We start from the raw sequence: 15,143 nt of genomic DNA, 5'->3' as shown, positions 1-15,143 counted from the left end.
AAAATGAATTATGTGCTAAAATGCTTTAGTATGGATTCGTTTGATTTTATTGCGGGAGGAAAACGTTTGTGTTTTATTATCTTATCGCTTTAGCTGTTATACTTATTGATCAGGTAACAAAATGGATGATTGTAAAAGAAATGTATTATGGACAAAGCATTACCGTAATTGAAAACTTTCTTTACATTACCTCTCATCGTAACAGAGGAGCCGCGTGGGGTATTCTACAAGGACAGATGTGGTTCTTTTATCTCATTACGGTGGTTGTGGTAGTCGGTTTAATAATTTATATTCAAAAGCTCAAAAAACAAGATAAATGGTTCGGTATTGCGCTAGCATTAATGTTAGGCGGCGCCATTGGAAACTTTATTGATCGAGTGGTCCGTAAAGAAGTAGTTGATTTCGTAAATACATACATCTTTACGTATGATTTTCCGATTTTTAACGTAGCTGATTCGGCACTTGTCGTCGGAGTAATCATCATGTTTATTATGACGCTGTTTGAAGGGAAAATGAAGAAGGAGCACAAAGAATGAATGTAATTGAAACAGTTATAAATGAAGAACAAGCGGGAGAACGTATTGATAAAGTACTTTCGACTGTAAATGCAGAATGGTCACGTTCACAAGTGCAGCAGTGGATCAAAGAAGGTCATGCAAAAGTGAATGATAAAACCGTTAAAGGAAACTATAAATGTAAAACAGGAGACGCTATTATTATTGAAGTGCCGGAACTAGAGGAGCTTGATGTGGTAGCGGAAGAAATGGATTTAGATATTTATTATGAAGATCAAGATGTGCTTGTTGTAAATAAACCTCGCGGCATGGTTGTACATCCAGCTCCAGGTCATCATAGCGGCACGCTTGTAAACGGCTTAATGGCTCACTGTAAAGATTTATCCGGTATTAACGGCGTTATGCGCCCTGGTATCGTTCATCGAATTGATAAAGATACGTCCGGTTTACTTATGGTTGCAAAAAATGATTTAGCTCATGAATCACTAGTTAGTCAGCTTGTAGCTAAAACAGTGACGCGCCGCTATAAAGCTATCGTTCACGGAGTAATTGCGCACGATCACGGTACAATTGATGCGCCAATCGGCCGAGATAAGCAAGATCGTCAAAGCATGACGGTCACTGATGAAAACAGTCGTGATGCAGTGACGCACTTTACTGTATTACAGCGTTTTAAAGATTTTTCACTTGTCGAATGTAAGCTAGAAACGGGGCGAACACACCAAATTCGCGTTCACATGAAGTATATTGGCTTTCCGCTTGCCGGGGATCCGAAGTACGGACCGAAAAAAACGCTTCCGATTGACGGACAAGCGCTTCATGCAGGTGTATTAGGCTTTATTCACCCTCGTACAAATGAATATATGGAATTTGAAGCACCGGCTCCAAAAGAGTTTAATGAGATGCTCGAGCTTATTGAAAAAAGAAGTTGACAACTGTCATAAGTGATGGCATACTTGTATTAACTTAATAAGAACCTTTAAGAACAGTCCAGAGAGGCTGAGAAGGAAACGGTGCAGAAAAGGCATACTTATAGCCTTTTTGAAGAAATATATCTAAAACCAAATCCTCTTGCCTCAAGGCAAGAGGATTTTTTTATGTCAACAACTTGAGGTGAAAAACAGTGAACGTAAAAGCTACCGTCCTTGACGAACAGGCTATCCGCCGCGCTTTAACTCGAATTGCACATGAGATTATTGAAAAGAATAAAGGAATCGAAAATTGTGTGCTAGTGGGGATTAAAACGCGAGGTATTTATATCGCAAAACGTTTAGCAGAACGAATTGCACAAATTGAAGGAAACACATTGCCAGTCGGAGAACTAGACATCACGCTTTACCGAGATGATTTATCGAAAGTGACAAGCAATGACGAACCTCTCGTAAAAGGATCAGATATTCCGACAGATATTGCAAATAAGAACGTCATCTTAGTAGACGATGTGTTATATACGGGCCGTACGGTTCGAGCAGCACTTGATGCACTGATTGATATCGGCCGACCTGAACTCATTCAGCTGGCTGTTTTAGTGGATAGAGGGCACCGCGAGCTGCCGATTCGAGCAGACTATGTTGGCAAAAACGTACCGACAGCTAAAAGTGAAAAAATTGCGGTGCATTTAATGGAAGTAGACGAAAAAGACCACGTGTCTATTTACGAAAAATAAATTATATACCCTTTTAAATGGTAGTCCCGTGAGGCTGCAAAAGGGGGGTCACTATACAAGGAAAACTATACTGCGGTATAGCGTCTTCCTTGTATGCTGAAAACCTCTTTGCCTCTGCGTAAAGAGGTTTTTTTATAGTGATAGGAGGAAAAACATATGAGTCAACAACGAGATTTTGTACTTGATATACATGATAAACCAAAAGCAGTAAATTGGTTAACATTGAGTCTGCAGCATTTGTTTGCAATGTTTGGATCGACGGTGTTAGTGCCTTTCCTGGTCGGATTCAGCCCGGCAATTGCTTTGATTTCAAGCGGGGTAGGAACGCTTGCTTTCCTGCTCATTACAAGAGGTCAAATTCCTTCTTACCTTGGTTCATCGTTCGCGTTCATCACGCCAATCATTTTCGCAAAAGCTTCGTTTGGACCTGAAGAAACGATGGTTGGCTGTTTCTTAGCCGGACTTGTGTATGGAATCGTTGCTTTGATTATAAAAGGAACAGGAATCAATTGGATTATGAAGCTGCTTCCTCCGGTTGTAGTAGGACCAGTTATTATGGTTATAGGCTTAGGATTAGCTAATACAGCAGTAGGCATGGCGATGAACGATGCAAAAGGAAATTACAGCTTAACTTACCTGATGGTTGCGCTTGTGACACTAGCGATAACAGTTGCTTGCTCAATCTTCTTTAAAAACATTATCAGCCTGATTCCGGTACTGATGGGAATTATCGGCGGATACATCTTTGCTTATACACAAGGATTGGTAGACTTTTCAAAGGTAATGAAAGCAGAGTGGATTGAAATACCTCACTTCTACGTGCCGTTCGTCACATACACGCCGTCCATTTCATTAGGGATTGTGCTTATCATGGTACCTGTAGCAGTCGTAACACTTTCAGAACATATTGGACACATTCTTGTTTTAAATAAGATTGTGGATCGAAACTATATTGAAAAGCCAGGGCTGCACAGATCGATTTTAGGAGACGGAGTAGCCACTATGCTTGCTGCGCTGATCGGCGGACCTCCAAACACAACATATGGTGAGAACATCGGAGTGTTAGCCATCACAAAGGTGCTTAGCGTATTTGTAATAGCAGGAGCAGCAGTCTTCGCGATTTTGTTCGGGTTTGTCGGCAAAATCAACGCTCTTATTTCAAGTATACCAACGCCGGTCATGGGTGGGATTTCAATTCTCTTATTCGGAATCATTGCTTCATCAGGCTTGCGCATGATGGTGGATGCAAAGGTAGATCTTGGATCAAAACGAAACTTAATGATTGCTTCGATTATCTTAGTGTTAGGAATCGGAGGAGCACACTTAGATATCTCAGAACATGTAAAGATTGATAGCATGGCACTGTCTGCTATCATGGGAGTTCTGCTGAATCTAGTTCTGCCGAAAGAGAAGATAAAAGAAGCAGAAAACGTTCAACAAACGTCAGCACGAAAAATTTCATAGAACGCCTTTTAATTGAAATCCAGAGAGGTTTCTAAGGGTGTGTGAAAAGCGCGTTATAGACGAAGCTTGTTTTCTTACACCCTTTCTAAGTTAGAAAGGGTGTTTTTTATAAAGAAATGCGAGGAAAGCAAAAATGGAGGGAATCGATATGAAACATTTAGTGACAGTCTCAACACTAGAAACAAATGAAATTCTAGAGATTTTAGACAGCGCTGAAAACTATCGAACGAATAAACAAGGATGGAAACCGGAAGAGAAAATGTTTGTTGCCAACTTATTTTTTGAAGCGAGCACGCGTACTCGATGCAGCTTTGAAATGGCAGAACAGCAGCTAGGATTAACAACAATTCCGTTTGAAGTAACAACTTCAAGCGTCCAAAAAGGAGAAACGCTTTATGACACGATTGAAACATTAGCTTCAATCGGTGTTCAGTCAGTTGTTATTCGCCACCCGCAAGATCGTTATTATGAAGCACTGCAGGAAAAAGTATCGATTCCCATCATTAATGCAGGAGACGGATGCGGTCAGCATCCAACTCAGTGTCTGCTTGATCTACTGACAATTCGCCAAGAGTTCGGCTCGTTTAAAGGATTAAAAGTCGCAATAGTCGGAGATTTGCGACATAGCCGCGTAGCGAGATCGAATGCAGAAATGCTGACAAAACTAGGGGCGACCGTATATTTTGCGGGACCTGAAGAATGGAAAGATGAAGAGAACAGACACGGTACATATCTTGATATCGATGAAGCAATCGAAACGGTCGATGTTGTGATGCTACTGCGTATTCAATTTGAAAGGCATGAAGAGAACACTTCAGAGCTTGCAAAGAACTACCATAGCCGCTTCGGATTAACCGTTGAACGAGAGCGGAAAATGAAATCACATAGCATTATTCTTCATCCAGCTCCGGTGAACAGAGGAGTCGAAATTGCAGATGAGCTCGTTGAATGTGAACGCTCAAGAATTTTTAAACAAATGCAAAATGGCGTGTACATTCGCATGGCAGTATTAGCAAGAGCGCTACAACCAATTGAAAGGGGACTTAATAATGACAACAATTATCAAAAATGCTACATGGTCAAATGAAGGAAAAATTGAAAAAGTCGAACTGAAAATTGAAAATGGTGTAATTGCTGAAATAGCTTCACACATTGACGTAGAGAATGAAGAAGTCATTGATGCAGGCGGGAACTTCTTATCACCGGGTTTAATCGATGTTCATGTTCACTTGCGTGAGCCAGGGGGAGAAAAGAAAGAAACAATTGAAACAGGTACTCTAGCAGCTGCAAAGGGCGGTTTTACAGCAATTGCTGCAATGCCGAACACGCGTCCAGTGCCTGATACTGTTGAACAAATGGAGTGGGTAAACAAGCGCATTGAACAAACAGCACATGTGCGCGTATTACCGTACGCATCGATTACTACTCGTCAATTGGGAAAAGAATTAACGGACTTTGAAGGCTTAAAAGAAGCGGGAGCATTTGCTTTTACAGATGATGGAGTAGGGGTTCAGTCAACAGGAATGATGCTAGAAGCGATGAAAAAAGCCGCTTCATTAAACAAAGCAATCGTTGCACACTGTGAAGATAATGATTTAATTAACAAAGGCTGCGTACACGACGGGAAATTTGCAAAAGAACATGGACTAAACGGTATCCCATCTATCTGCGAAGCCGTTCAAATTGCACGAGATGTCCTGCTTGCTGAAGCAGCAAACTGTCACTACCATGTGTGTCACGTAAGTACAAAAGAATCCATTCGCGCCATTCGTGATGCGAAAAAAGCAGGCATTCGCGTAACTGCAGAAGTAACGCCTCATCATCTGTTACTAAATGAAGAAGATATCCCGGGACTTGATTCGAATTTCAAAATGAATCCGCCGCTTCGAGGAAAAGATGATCAACAGGCATTAATTGAAGCTTTATTAGACGGAACGCTTGATTTTATCGCCACTGATCACGCACCGCACACAGCGGACGAAAAAGCAGAAGGAATGGAGCTTGCGCCGTTTGGAATTGTGGGACTTGAAACAGCTTTCCCGCTTCTTTATACAAACTTGGTATTAAAAGAAGTAATGACGCTAGAGCAGCTAGTATCGTATTTAACAAACAAGCCGGCTGAAACATTCAATCTTCCTTATGGCACGATTGAAGTGGGAAAAACAGCGGATTTAACCATCATTGATCTTGAAACAGAAAAAGCAATTAATCCAGAAGAATTTGTATCCAAAGGTAAAAACACGCCGTTTGCTAACTGGGTATGCAAAGGTTGGCCGGTAATGACATTAGTAGAAGGTAAACGAGTATGGGAGGATGTTAAAGCATGCAACGTCAACTAATTTTAGAAGATGGAACAGTATTTATCGGAAAAGGATTCGGCAGCGACAAAGAAATGACAGGAGAAGTTGTTTTCAACACGGGAATGACAGGATATCAAGAAATTCTATCTGATCCATCATACTGTGCACAAATTGTGACATTAACATATCCTTTAATCGGAAACTACGGTATTAACCGCGATGACTTTGAGTCGATTGAACCAGCTGTACACGGTTTGATTGTAAAAGAAATTTGTGATGCTCCTTCAAACTTCAGAAGCGAACTATCAGTAGATGAATTTTTAAAACAAAAAGATATTCCAGGATTAGCTGGAATCGACACGCGAAAATTAACGCGAAAAATTCGTCAGCACGGTGCGCTTCGCGGACGCGTATGCAGCATGGAAGTCAATGTAGAAGAAGTGGTAGCACAGCTTCAAAATCATGAACTTCCAACTGATTCAGTTAAAAAAGTATCAACGGTGAAGCCTTACCCAAGCCCAGGCAGAGGTAAAAAAGTGGTACTCGTTGACTTTGGAATGAAACACGGAATTTTACGTGAATTAACAGCTCGTCAATGCGACGTGATTGTGGTTCCTTATAACGTAACTGCGCAAGAAATTCTTCAATTAAATCCAGATGGCATCATGTTAAGCAACGGACCTGGAGACCCAAAAGACGTACCTGAAGCAATCGAGATGATTCAAGGGGTTTTAGGGAAGGTTCCGCTTTTCGGAATTTGTTTAGGACATCAGCTGTTTGCCCTAGCATGCGGAGCAGATACAGAAAAAATGAAATTTGGTCATCGTGGATCCAACCATCCTGTAAAGGATCTAAAAACCAATAAAGTAGCTCTTACATCTCAAAACCACGGCTATACAGTGTGTGAGCCATCTCTTGTCAACACGCCATTAGAAGTGACGCACGTTGCGCTTAACGATGGAACAGTTGAAGGAGTAAAGCATAAAGAATATCCGGCATTTACGGTTCAGTATCACCCTGAAGCATCACCGGGACCTGAAGATGCAAACGGATTGTTCAACGAATTTATGGATCTTATGAAAAACAATCAGAAAGTAGGTAATTGCTAATGCCAAAACGTCAAGATATTAACACAATTCTCGTAATCGGATCAGGACCAATCGTCATTGGACAGGCGGCAGAGTTTGACTATGCAGGAGCGCAAGCATGTATTGCGTTAAAAGAAGAAGGATACAAAGTTATTCTTGTGAACTCCAATCCTGCAACAATCATGACAGATTCAGAAATGGCAGACAAAGTATATATTGAACCTCTAACGGTTGAATTTGTAAGCTCAATTATTCGTAAAGAACGCCCGGATGCACTGCTTCCAACGCTTGGCGGTCAAACGGGACTGAACTTAGCGGTAGAATTACACGAAACGGGCATTTTAGAAGAATTTAACGTAGAAATTCTCGGGACAAAATTATCAGCGATTGAACAAGCTGAAGACCGTGAGCAGTTCCGTTCATTAATGAATGAACTAAATCAGCCTGTCCCAGCAAGTGAAATCATTCATTCACTAGACGAAGCGTATGCGTTTGTTGAACAAGTAAACTATCCGGTAATCGTGCGTCCTGCTTATACGCTTGGCGGTACGGGAGGCGGAATTTGTAACAACGAGCAAGAGCTGATTGAAATTGTAACAAGTGGGTTAAAACACAGTCCTGTAACACAGTGCTTACTTGAGAAAAGCATTGCAGGCTTTAAAGAAATTGAATATGAAGTAATGCGCGATGCAAACGATAATGCGATTGTAGTATGTAATATGGAAAACTTTGACCCGGTCGGTATTCATACGGGAGATTCAATTGTTGTAGCACCAAGCCAAACGCTAAGCGACCGTGAGTATCAGCTGCTTAGAAATGCGTCACTAACAATTATCCGAGCGCTTAAAATCGAAGGCGGATGTAACGTTCAGCTAGCACTAGACCCAGAAAGCTTCCAGTATTACGTAATTGAAGTAAACCCTCGTGTAAGCCGTTCGTCGGCCTTAGCATCAAAAGCAACAGGGTATCCAATTGCAAAATTAGCCGCAAAAATTGCGGTAGGGTTAACATTAGATGAAATGATGAACCCGGTAACTGGGAAGACATACGCATGTTTCGAACCTGCACTAGATTACATCGTATCTAAAATTCCACGCTGGCCGTTTGATAAATTTGAATCAGCTAACCGTAAACTAGGTACACAGATGAAGGCAACAGGGGAAGTAATGGCAATTGGCCGCACGTTCGAAGAGTCAATTTTAAAAGCCGTACGCTCACTTGAGTCAAACGTTCATCACTTAGAGCTAAAAGATGCGCATGAATTTGATGATGCCATTATTGAAAAACGTATTCGCAAAGCTGGCGATGAGCGATTATTCTACGTCGCAGAAGCCATTCGCCGCGGCGTAACAATTCAGCAAATTCACGAGTGGAGCAAAATCGATCTTTTCTTCTTAGTAAAACTTGAAAAAGTGATTGCTTTTGAAAATGTGTTAAAAGAAGAGATTCATAATGTAGAAGTTTTACAGGAAGCAAAAGAAATGGGATTTGCAGACTGCACGATTGCTAAGCTATGGAATCAAACAGAGCGTGAAGTATACGACTTCCGCAAACAAAACGGCGTGATGCCAGTATACAAAACGGTAGATACATGTGCAGCAGAATTTGAATCTACAACACCATATTTCTACGGTACGTTTGAAGATGAAAATGAATCGATTGTTACAGATCGTAAAAGCGTTGTAGTGTTAGGGTCAGGTCCGATCCGCATCGGGCAAGGAATTGAGTTTGACTATGCAACGGTTCACTCGGTGTGGGCGATTAAAGAAGCTGGATACGAAGCGATTATTGTCAATAACAATCCAGAAACAGTGTCAACTGACTTCAGTATTTCAGATAAATTATACTTCGAGCCGCTGACGATTGAAGATGTGATGCATATCATCGATTTAGAAAAACCAGAAGGTGTGGTTGTACAGTTCGGTGGTCAAACAGCAATCAACTTAGCGGATGAGCTAGAAGCAAGAGGGGTCAAGATCTTAGGTACGTCGCTTGAAAGCTTAGATGCAGCGGAAGACCGTAAAAAATTCGAAGCGACGCTAGCGCGTTTAGAAGTACCTCAGCCGCTTGGAAAGACGGTTACTTCAGTTGAAGAAGCAGTGGTTGTGGCAAAAGAAATTGGTTATCCGGTGCTTGTACGTCCTTCATACGTACTGGGCGGACGCGCGATGGAAATTGTGTACAAAGAAGAAGAGCTGCTTCATTATATGAAACACGCGGTAAAAGTACACGCTGATCATCCTGTATTAATCGACCGCTACTTAACAGGAAAAGAGATTGAAGTCGATGCCATTTCAGACGGTGAAACAGTGGTTATTCCAGGAATCATGGAGCATGTAGAGCGCGCGGGTGTCCACTCAGGCGACTCCATCGCTGTATACCCACCGCAAACTCTGTCACAGGACGTAAAAGATACGATCATTGATTACACAACACGAATTGCAAAAGGCTTAAACATTATTGGACTGCTTAACATTCAGTTCGTCTTATCAAAAGGAGAAGTGTTTGTTCTTGAAGTAAATCCTCGTTCAAGCCGTACGGTGCCGTTCTTAAGTAAAATCACGCGTATTCCGATGGCGAATGTGGCAACAAAAGTAATTTTAGGAACAAGTTTAAAAGATCTTGGCTATGAATCAGGCATGCACCCTGAAGAAGAAGGCGTCTACGTAAAAGTGCCGGTCTTCTCATTTGCAAAGCTGCGCCGCGTAGATATTACGCTTGGACCTGAAATGAAATCTACTGGAGAAGTAATGGGGCAAGATTCAACGTACGAAAAAGCATTATATAAAGGACTAATTGCGTCAGGTATGTCCATTAAGCCGTACGGTTCAGTACTTATGACAGTAGCGGATAAAGATAAGGAAGAGGCAACAGCGTTAGCAAAGCGCTTTGCTAATATTGGCTACCAGGTGATTGCAACGGAAGGAACAGCTTCAACGTTTACAAAAGAAGACATTCGCGTAAAAATAGTAAATAAAATTCATCATGAAGATCACAATCTTTTAGATGTGATACGAAAAGGTGAAGCCCAGCTGGTCATCAACACGCTAACAAAAGGAAAACAGCCTGCGCGTGACGGATTTAAAATTCGCCGTGAAGCAGTTGAAAATGGCGTGCCTTGCTTAACATCACTTGATACAGCAGAAGCGATTTTACGAGTGCTTGAAACGATCAGCTTCCATACAACGCCAATGAAAAAAGTTCGTCCAACCAAAGAGGTGACAACCGTATGATCAAACATGAAATGATGCAAGTCGTCAGTCAGCGACCGTTAACACACAATGTATATGAATTAACCCTTCAAGGCGAGCTTGTTCGTTTCATGAATGAGCCGGGGCAGTTTGTGCATATCCGCGTCAACAACGACTATTTGCCACTGCTTCGCAGACCAATCAGTATTGCAGAAATTGATCAAACGCACGAACAATTTACGATGATTTACCGTGCAGAAGGGGCGGGAACATCGCTGCTCGCCGAAAAACAAGCCGGCCAGTCGATTGACGTGTTAGGTCCCCTTGGCCACGGTTTTCCATTAGATGCAATAGAGTCAGGTCAAACGGCTTTATTAGTAGGGGGAGGCATTGGAGTGCCTCCGCTCTATGAGCTTTCAAAAAGACTTCGTGAAAAAGGCGTGCAGGTTATCCACGTCCTGGGTTTTCAATCAAAAGCAGACGTATTTTATGAACGAGAGTTTTTAGCTTTAGGAGAAACATATATTGCAACGGTAGACGGCTCTTACGGAACAAAAGGTTTTGTCACAACGGTGATTGACGAGCATCAGTTTTCATATGACGTTATGTTTTCATGCGGTCCAACTCCGATGTTAAAAGCACTAGAAAATAATTATACAAACAAGCCGCTTTACATTTCTTTAGAAGAAAGAATGGGCTGTGGAATCGGCGCTTGCTTTGCATGTGTATGCAGGGAAAGTGAAGATTCTACGGCGTATAAAAAAATCTGCAGCGACGGTCCCGTCTTTCAAGCAGGGGAGGTGCTTCTATGAGTATGCTAAAAACGACATTGCCAGGGTTAGATTTGAAAAATCCAATTATGCCAGCATCCGGCTGCTTTGGATTTGGGCGTGAGTATGCTCAATTTTATTCACTTGATGCACTTGGAGCCATTATGATTAAAGCGACTACTGCTGAAACTCGTTTTGGCAATCCAACTCCTCGCGTAGCGGAGACATCTGCAGGAATGTTAAATGCGATTGGATTACAAAATCCTGGGCTAGAAAAAGTAATGAATGAAGAGCTCGTTTGGCTTCAGCAATATGATGTGCCGATTATCGCGAACGTAGCCGGTGCTTCAATTGAAGAATATGTGCACGTAGCAAAAGAAATTTCAACCGTATCAAATGTGAAAGCACTTGAATTGAATATTTCATGTCCTAACGTAAAGGAAGGCGGAATTGCGTTTGGCGTAGATCCTGTCATCGCTGCTCGTTTAACAAAAGCGGTAAAAGATGTTTCAGATGTTCCAGTTTATGTTAAACTATCACCAAACGTATCCAATATTGTAGACATGGCAATGGCTGTTGAAGAAGCTGGCGCGGATGGCTTAACGATGATCAATACGCTTCTCGGGATGCGTCTGGATTTGAAAACAGCTCAGCCGGTTTTAGCGAACGGCACAGGCGGACTGTCAGGACCTTCAATTAAACCGGTAGCGATTCGAATGGTGTATGAAGTGAGCCAAAAAGTAAACATTCCAATTATCGGTATGGGCGGAGTGACGACTGCTGAAGATGCACTTGAATTTTTATATGCAGGTGCAAGTGCCGTAGCGGTTGGTACAGCAAACTTTGTCGATCCGTATGTATGCCCAACCATCATTGACGAACTGCCAAGGCTATTAACATCATTAGGATACGAGCATGTTTCAGAATGTATCGGAAGGAGCTGGAAAAAGCGTGAAGCAACCGTTAATCATTGCTCTTGATTTTTCATCAATTAACGATGTACAGCAGTTTTTAATGCCTTTTCAACAAGAATCATTATTTGTGAAAGTAGGCATGGAACTGTTTTATAAAGAAGGGCTATCCATTATTTCTGCATTAAAAGAGCAAAACCACCAGATTTTCTTAGACTTAAAGCTTCATGATATTCCCAATACGGTAAAGCAAGGAATGAAGTCTTTGGCTTCTCTTGAAGTGGATTTGGTTAACGTTCACGCAGCCGGCGGAACGAATATGATGCAAGCAGCCGTTGAAGGACTTGACTTAGGAACCGCTGCTGGCAAAAAACGTCCGGATTGTATTGCGGTTACTCAGCTAACAAGTACATCGGATGAAATGCTAAAAGAGCAGCAGCTGATTACGCACTCGATGCAAGAAGTGGTTACGCATTATGCAGCGCTTGCTAAAAAAAGCGGACTAGACGGCGTTGTATGTTCTACTCATGAAGTGCCTTCGATTCGAAAAGCAGCAGGAGAGGACTTTTTGACCGTAACGCCGGGTATTCGTATGGGCGCAGATTCAGTAGATGACCAAGTCCGCGTAGCAACGCCTCAGCTAGCGAGAGAATATGGCTCAAGTGCCATTGTGGTTGGACGTTCTATTACTAAAGCAAAAGACCCGCTTAAAGCATATTATGAGATGTTACAGCAGTGGAAAGGGGAGCGTATTACGCGATGACAAAACTACGAAAAGAAATTGCAAAACAATTAATTGATATTGAGGCAGTAAGCCTTCAACCGAACGATCCGTTTACGTGGGCCTCTGGAATTAAGTCGCCTATTTATTGTGACAACCGTCTAACGCTTAGCTACCCAAAAGTGCGAAAAGAAATTGCAAAAGGTCTGCAGCATTTAATTAAAACGTATTTTGCCAATGCAGAAGTGATTGCTGGTACAGCTACAGCTGGTATTCCTCATGCAGCATGGGTAAGTGAAGCGCTAGAGCTTCCGATGTGCTATGTGCGAAGCAAAGCAAAAGAACATGGCCAAGGAAATCAAATTGAAGGAAAAGTAACAAAAGGTCAAAAAGTAGTTGTGATTGAAGATTTGATTTCAACTGGCGGAAGTGTATTTACCGCAGTCGATGCATTAAAAGCGCAGGGTTGTGAAGTACTGGGAGTTGTTTCTATCTTTACATATGAGCTGGAAAAAGCGCGTCAGCTGTTTAAAGCAAAAGAACTTCAAGTTTATTCTTTAACAGACTACTCTACGCTAGTAGAGGCGGCAAACGAAGCGGGATACATTGAAGAAGAAGCGATGGAAAAGCTATTTAAATGGCGTGAAAATCCTTCAGATCCTTCATGGATGAACTAAACTAAAAACCCCCTATATAGAAAGGGGGTTTTTGTTATGACTGACGCAGCTTTAGTACAAGTTCTTCGCTAGGCGTTACGTACACCGTTTGCTGATTATCATACGTCACAAAACCAGGTTTAGCACCGCTTGGTTTTTTTACATGGCGAATTTTTGTATAGTCCACTGGTACCGAACTTGAATTCTTGGCTTTACTAAAGTAAGCAGCAAGGTGAGCCGCTTCTAAAATTGTTTCTTCTGAAGGCTCTTGGCTGCGGATAACAACGTGAGAACCCGGTATATCTTTCGTATGAAACCAAACGTCATCACGAGCAGCAAGGCGATTTGTTAAATACTCATTTTGCTTATTGTTTTTTCCAACTAAAATCGTCGTGCCGTCGCTTGAAACGTATTGTTCAAGTGTAGGCGTGGTGTTTTTTTGTTTTTTTGCTTGCTTTTGCTGACGGTTGCGCAAATATCCTTCTTCCACAAGCTCTTCGCGAATCTCGGCAATGTCTTTGTGAGTAGCAGTATCCATTTGCTGAATAAGTGATTCAAAATACTGTACTTCTTCGTTTGCTTTTTCAATCTGTTCGATTACAATCGAAACGGAATTTTTCGCTTTTTGATACTTTGTAAAATAGCTTTGAGCATTTTGAGACGGTGATTTTTGCGGATCTAATGAAATCGTAAGTGTACCGCTATTTTCATCGTAATAATTAATCACGTCCACTTTCGCATCTCCTTTTTTGACAAGGTGTAAATTGGCCGTAAGGAGTTCACCGGCTAGCTGATAATCAGATGCTTTTTCTGCATTTTGCAGCGTTTGCTCAAGTTTTTTTATTTTTTTCTCATTTTTCTTTTTCTCGGTGGAAATAAACTGTACTAAATCATGCGCTTGCTGCTTTACACGATCTCGCTCTGCTTTCCCGTAGTAATAGCGGTCAAGAAGCTCGCTGATAGTTGCATACGTTTTTTTCGTACCCTCTAAATGCGTTAATTCGAGTAAATAAAAATAGTCTTTTTGATTAACGGTTGTCAGAGTCGGTGTAAACTGACCTTCTTTGATCAGCGTCATGGTTTCGACGAATGATTTTGGAAGGGTAGAACGATTCGCTAAGCCAGAGCGAAACACTACTTCATTTGCAATTAAAGGAGAAAGCCCTGAGAAGGTCTGCACTAGCTGACTGGCTAGCTTTCCACTATTAAAATCAATTTTTTTAACCACGGTTTCCTCGTCCGCTTCAAATGGATGAAGCTTATCTTGGCTAGGAGGCAGTACGTAAGGAGCTCCGGGTAGAAGCGTACGATGCCTGTTCAAGGCCATTGGAACATGCTTAATACTGTCGATAATCGTTTGTTTTTCTTTATCTACAAGTACAACATTACTATGTCTTCCCATGATTTCAATAATAAGCTGCTTGTACGTCACGTCGCCAATTTCATTTCGTCCTTTTGTTTCAATGACTAAAATGCGGTCTAATCCAAGCTGATACACTTGTTCAATAATGCTTCCTTCTAAATGCTTGCGAAGAAGCATACAAAACATAGGAGGCTCAGATGGATTTTCATAGGGCTCATTTGTAAAATGAACGCGTGAATAGTTAGGGTGAGCTGAGATTAAAAGTTTGCGGTTTTCACCTTTAGCGCGTACTTGTAAAATCAACTCGTTTGGAAACGGCTGATATATTTTTGAAATTCGTCCTGAAACCAAGGTCTCAGATAATTCTTGTAAAATGCCATATGTAAAAATACCATCAAATGACACAGTGCTCACATCCTTAAGTAATTGAAAATTGTCCTATAGAAAAGTATAGCATTTTTTAGGACGAGTCTGAATAAGCATACGATATAAGATTGT

General features: G+C 41.6%; 13 protein-coding genes. 12 read left to right on the top strand and 1 reads right to left on the bottom strand.

The annotated features are described in order from the left end of the window. The first annotated feature begins 68 nt into the window (after positions 1–68). From lspA to pyrE, 12 genes are all read left to right on the top strand, one after another. A complete protein-coding gene (gene lspA / locus WKH56_RS02000) occupies positions 69–536 on the top strand; it encodes a signal peptidase II (protein WP_013084844.1) in 468 nt (155 codons plus the stop codon). Continuing rightward, entirely contained in the window at positions 533–1,447 is a 915-nt protein-coding gene (locus WKH56_RS01995; RefSeq protein WP_013058941.1) for an RluA family pseudouridine synthase, read from the top strand. The genes lspA and WKH56_RS01995 overlap by 4 nt, the downstream gene beginning before the upstream one ends. A 191-nt stretch (positions 1,448–1,638) precedes the next feature. Further along, positions 1,639–2,181 (top strand): bifunctional pyr operon transcriptional regulator/uracil phosphoribosyltransferase PyrR, encoded by a 543-nt coding sequence (pyrR, locus tag WKH56_RS01990; protein WP_013058940.1) that lies wholly within the window; start codon positions 1,639–1,641, stop codon positions 2,179–2,181. A 156-nt stretch (positions 2,182–2,337) separates the two neighbouring features. Next, positions 2,338–3,645: a uracil-xanthine permease family protein gene (locus WKH56_RS01985; protein WP_028411467.1), complete on the top strand. Its 1,308-nt coding sequence runs from the start codon at positions 2,338–2,340 to the stop codon at positions 3,643–3,645. Positions 3,646–3,793: 148 nt separating this feature from the next. Continuing rightward, complete coding sequence (locus WKH56_RS01980) at positions 3,794–4,732, top strand: aspartate carbamoyltransferase catalytic subunit (protein ID WP_028411466.1); 939 nt, start codon at positions 3,794–3,796, stop codon at positions 4,730–4,732. Continuing rightward, complete coding sequence (locus tag WKH56_RS01975) at positions 4,695–5,984, top strand: dihydroorotase (RefSeq protein ID WP_063248571.1); 1,290 nt, start codon at positions 4,695–4,697, stop codon at positions 5,982–5,984. The genes WKH56_RS01980 and WKH56_RS01975 overlap by 38 nt, the downstream gene beginning before the upstream one ends. Continuing rightward, entirely contained in the window at positions 5,969–7,054 is a 1,086-nt protein-coding gene (locus WKH56_RS01970) for a carbamoyl phosphate synthase small subunit (RefSeq protein ID WP_028411464.1), read from the top strand. Before WKH56_RS01975 ends, WKH56_RS01970 begins: the two co-directional genes overlap by 16 nt. Then, positions 7,054–10,266 (top strand): carbamoyl-phosphate synthase large subunit, encoded by a 3,213-nt coding sequence (carB, locus tag WKH56_RS01965; protein WP_014458390.1) that lies wholly within the window; start codon positions 7,054–7,056, stop codon positions 10,264–10,266. Before WKH56_RS01970 ends, carB begins: the two co-directional genes overlap by 1 nt. Continuing rightward, positions 10,263–11,036 carry a dihydroorotate dehydrogenase electron transfer subunit gene (locus WKH56_RS01960; RefSeq protein WP_034265289.1) on the top strand — a complete coding sequence of 258 codons (774 nt, stop codon included), beginning with the start codon at positions 10,263–10,265 and terminating at the stop codon, positions 11,034–11,036. The genes carB and WKH56_RS01960 overlap by 4 nt, the downstream gene beginning before the upstream one ends. After that, the gene (locus WKH56_RS01955; protein WP_221832069.1) at positions 11,033–11,974 is read left to right on the top strand and encodes a dihydroorotate dehydrogenase; all 942 of its coding nucleotides are present in this window, start codon (positions 11,033–11,035) and stop codon (positions 11,972–11,974) included. Before WKH56_RS01960 ends, WKH56_RS01955 begins: the two co-directional genes overlap by 4 nt. Next, entirely contained in the window at positions 11,946–12,668 is a 723-nt protein-coding gene (gene pyrF / locus WKH56_RS01950) for an orotidine-5'-phosphate decarboxylase (protein WP_028411462.1), read from the top strand. The genes WKH56_RS01955 and pyrF overlap by 29 nt, the downstream gene beginning before the upstream one ends. After that, complete coding sequence (gene pyrE, locus WKH56_RS01945) at positions 12,665–13,303, top strand: orotate phosphoribosyltransferase (protein WP_063248572.1); 639 nt, start codon at positions 12,665–12,667, stop codon at positions 13,301–13,303. The genes pyrF and pyrE overlap by 4 nt, the downstream gene beginning before the upstream one ends. 34 nt (positions 13,304–13,337) lie before the next feature. Here pyrE and WKH56_RS01940 read toward each other — a convergent pair whose 3' ends face one another. Next, complete coding sequence (locus WKH56_RS01940) at positions 13,338–15,050, bottom strand: Rqc2 family fibronectin-binding protein (protein ID WP_176343453.1); 1,713 nt, start codon at positions 15,048–15,050, stop codon at positions 13,338–13,340. Between the last annotated feature and the right edge of the window lie 93 nt (positions 15,051–15,143).

It is taken from the genome of Priestia sp. SB1 (genome assembly GCF_038898415.1).
The sequence above is the reverse complement of the archived record's forward strand: the minus strand, read 5'-3'. Positions and strand labels throughout refer to the sequence as shown.

Excerpts from the sequence above, each read along its gene's own strand:
- WKH56_RS01995 (WP_013058941.1), top strand. The coding sequence starts at position 533 with ATGAATGTAATTGAAACAGTTATAAATGAAGAACAAGCGGGAGAACGT.
- WKH56_RS01985 (WP_028411467.1), top strand. The coding sequence starts at position 2,338 with ATGAGTCAACAACGAGATTTTGTACTTGATATACATGATAAACCAAAA.
- WKH56_RS01980 (WP_028411466.1), top strand. The coding sequence starts at position 3,794 with ATGAAACATTTAGTGACAGTCTCAACACTAGAAACAAATGAAATTCTA.
- WKH56_RS01975 (WP_063248571.1), top strand. The coding sequence starts at position 4,695 with ATGACAACAATTATCAAAAATGCTACATGGTCAAATGAAGGAAAAATT.
- WKH56_RS01970 (WP_028411464.1), top strand. The coding sequence starts at position 5,969 with ATGCAACGTCAACTAATTTTAGAAGATGGAACAGTATTTATCGGAAAA.
- carB (WP_014458390.1), top strand. The coding sequence starts at position 7,054 with ATGCCAAAACGTCAAGATATTAACACAATTCTCGTAATCGGATCAGGA.
- WKH56_RS01960 (WP_034265289.1), top strand. The coding sequence starts at position 10,263 with ATGATCAAACATGAAATGATGCAAGTCGTCAGTCAGCGACCGTTAACA.
- WKH56_RS01955 (WP_221832069.1), top strand. The coding sequence starts at position 11,033 with ATGAGTATGCTAAAAACGACATTGCCAGGGTTAGATTTGAAAAATCCA.
- pyrE (WP_063248572.1), top strand. The coding sequence starts at position 12,665 with ATGACAAAACTACGAAAAGAAATTGCAAAACAATTAATTGATATTGAG.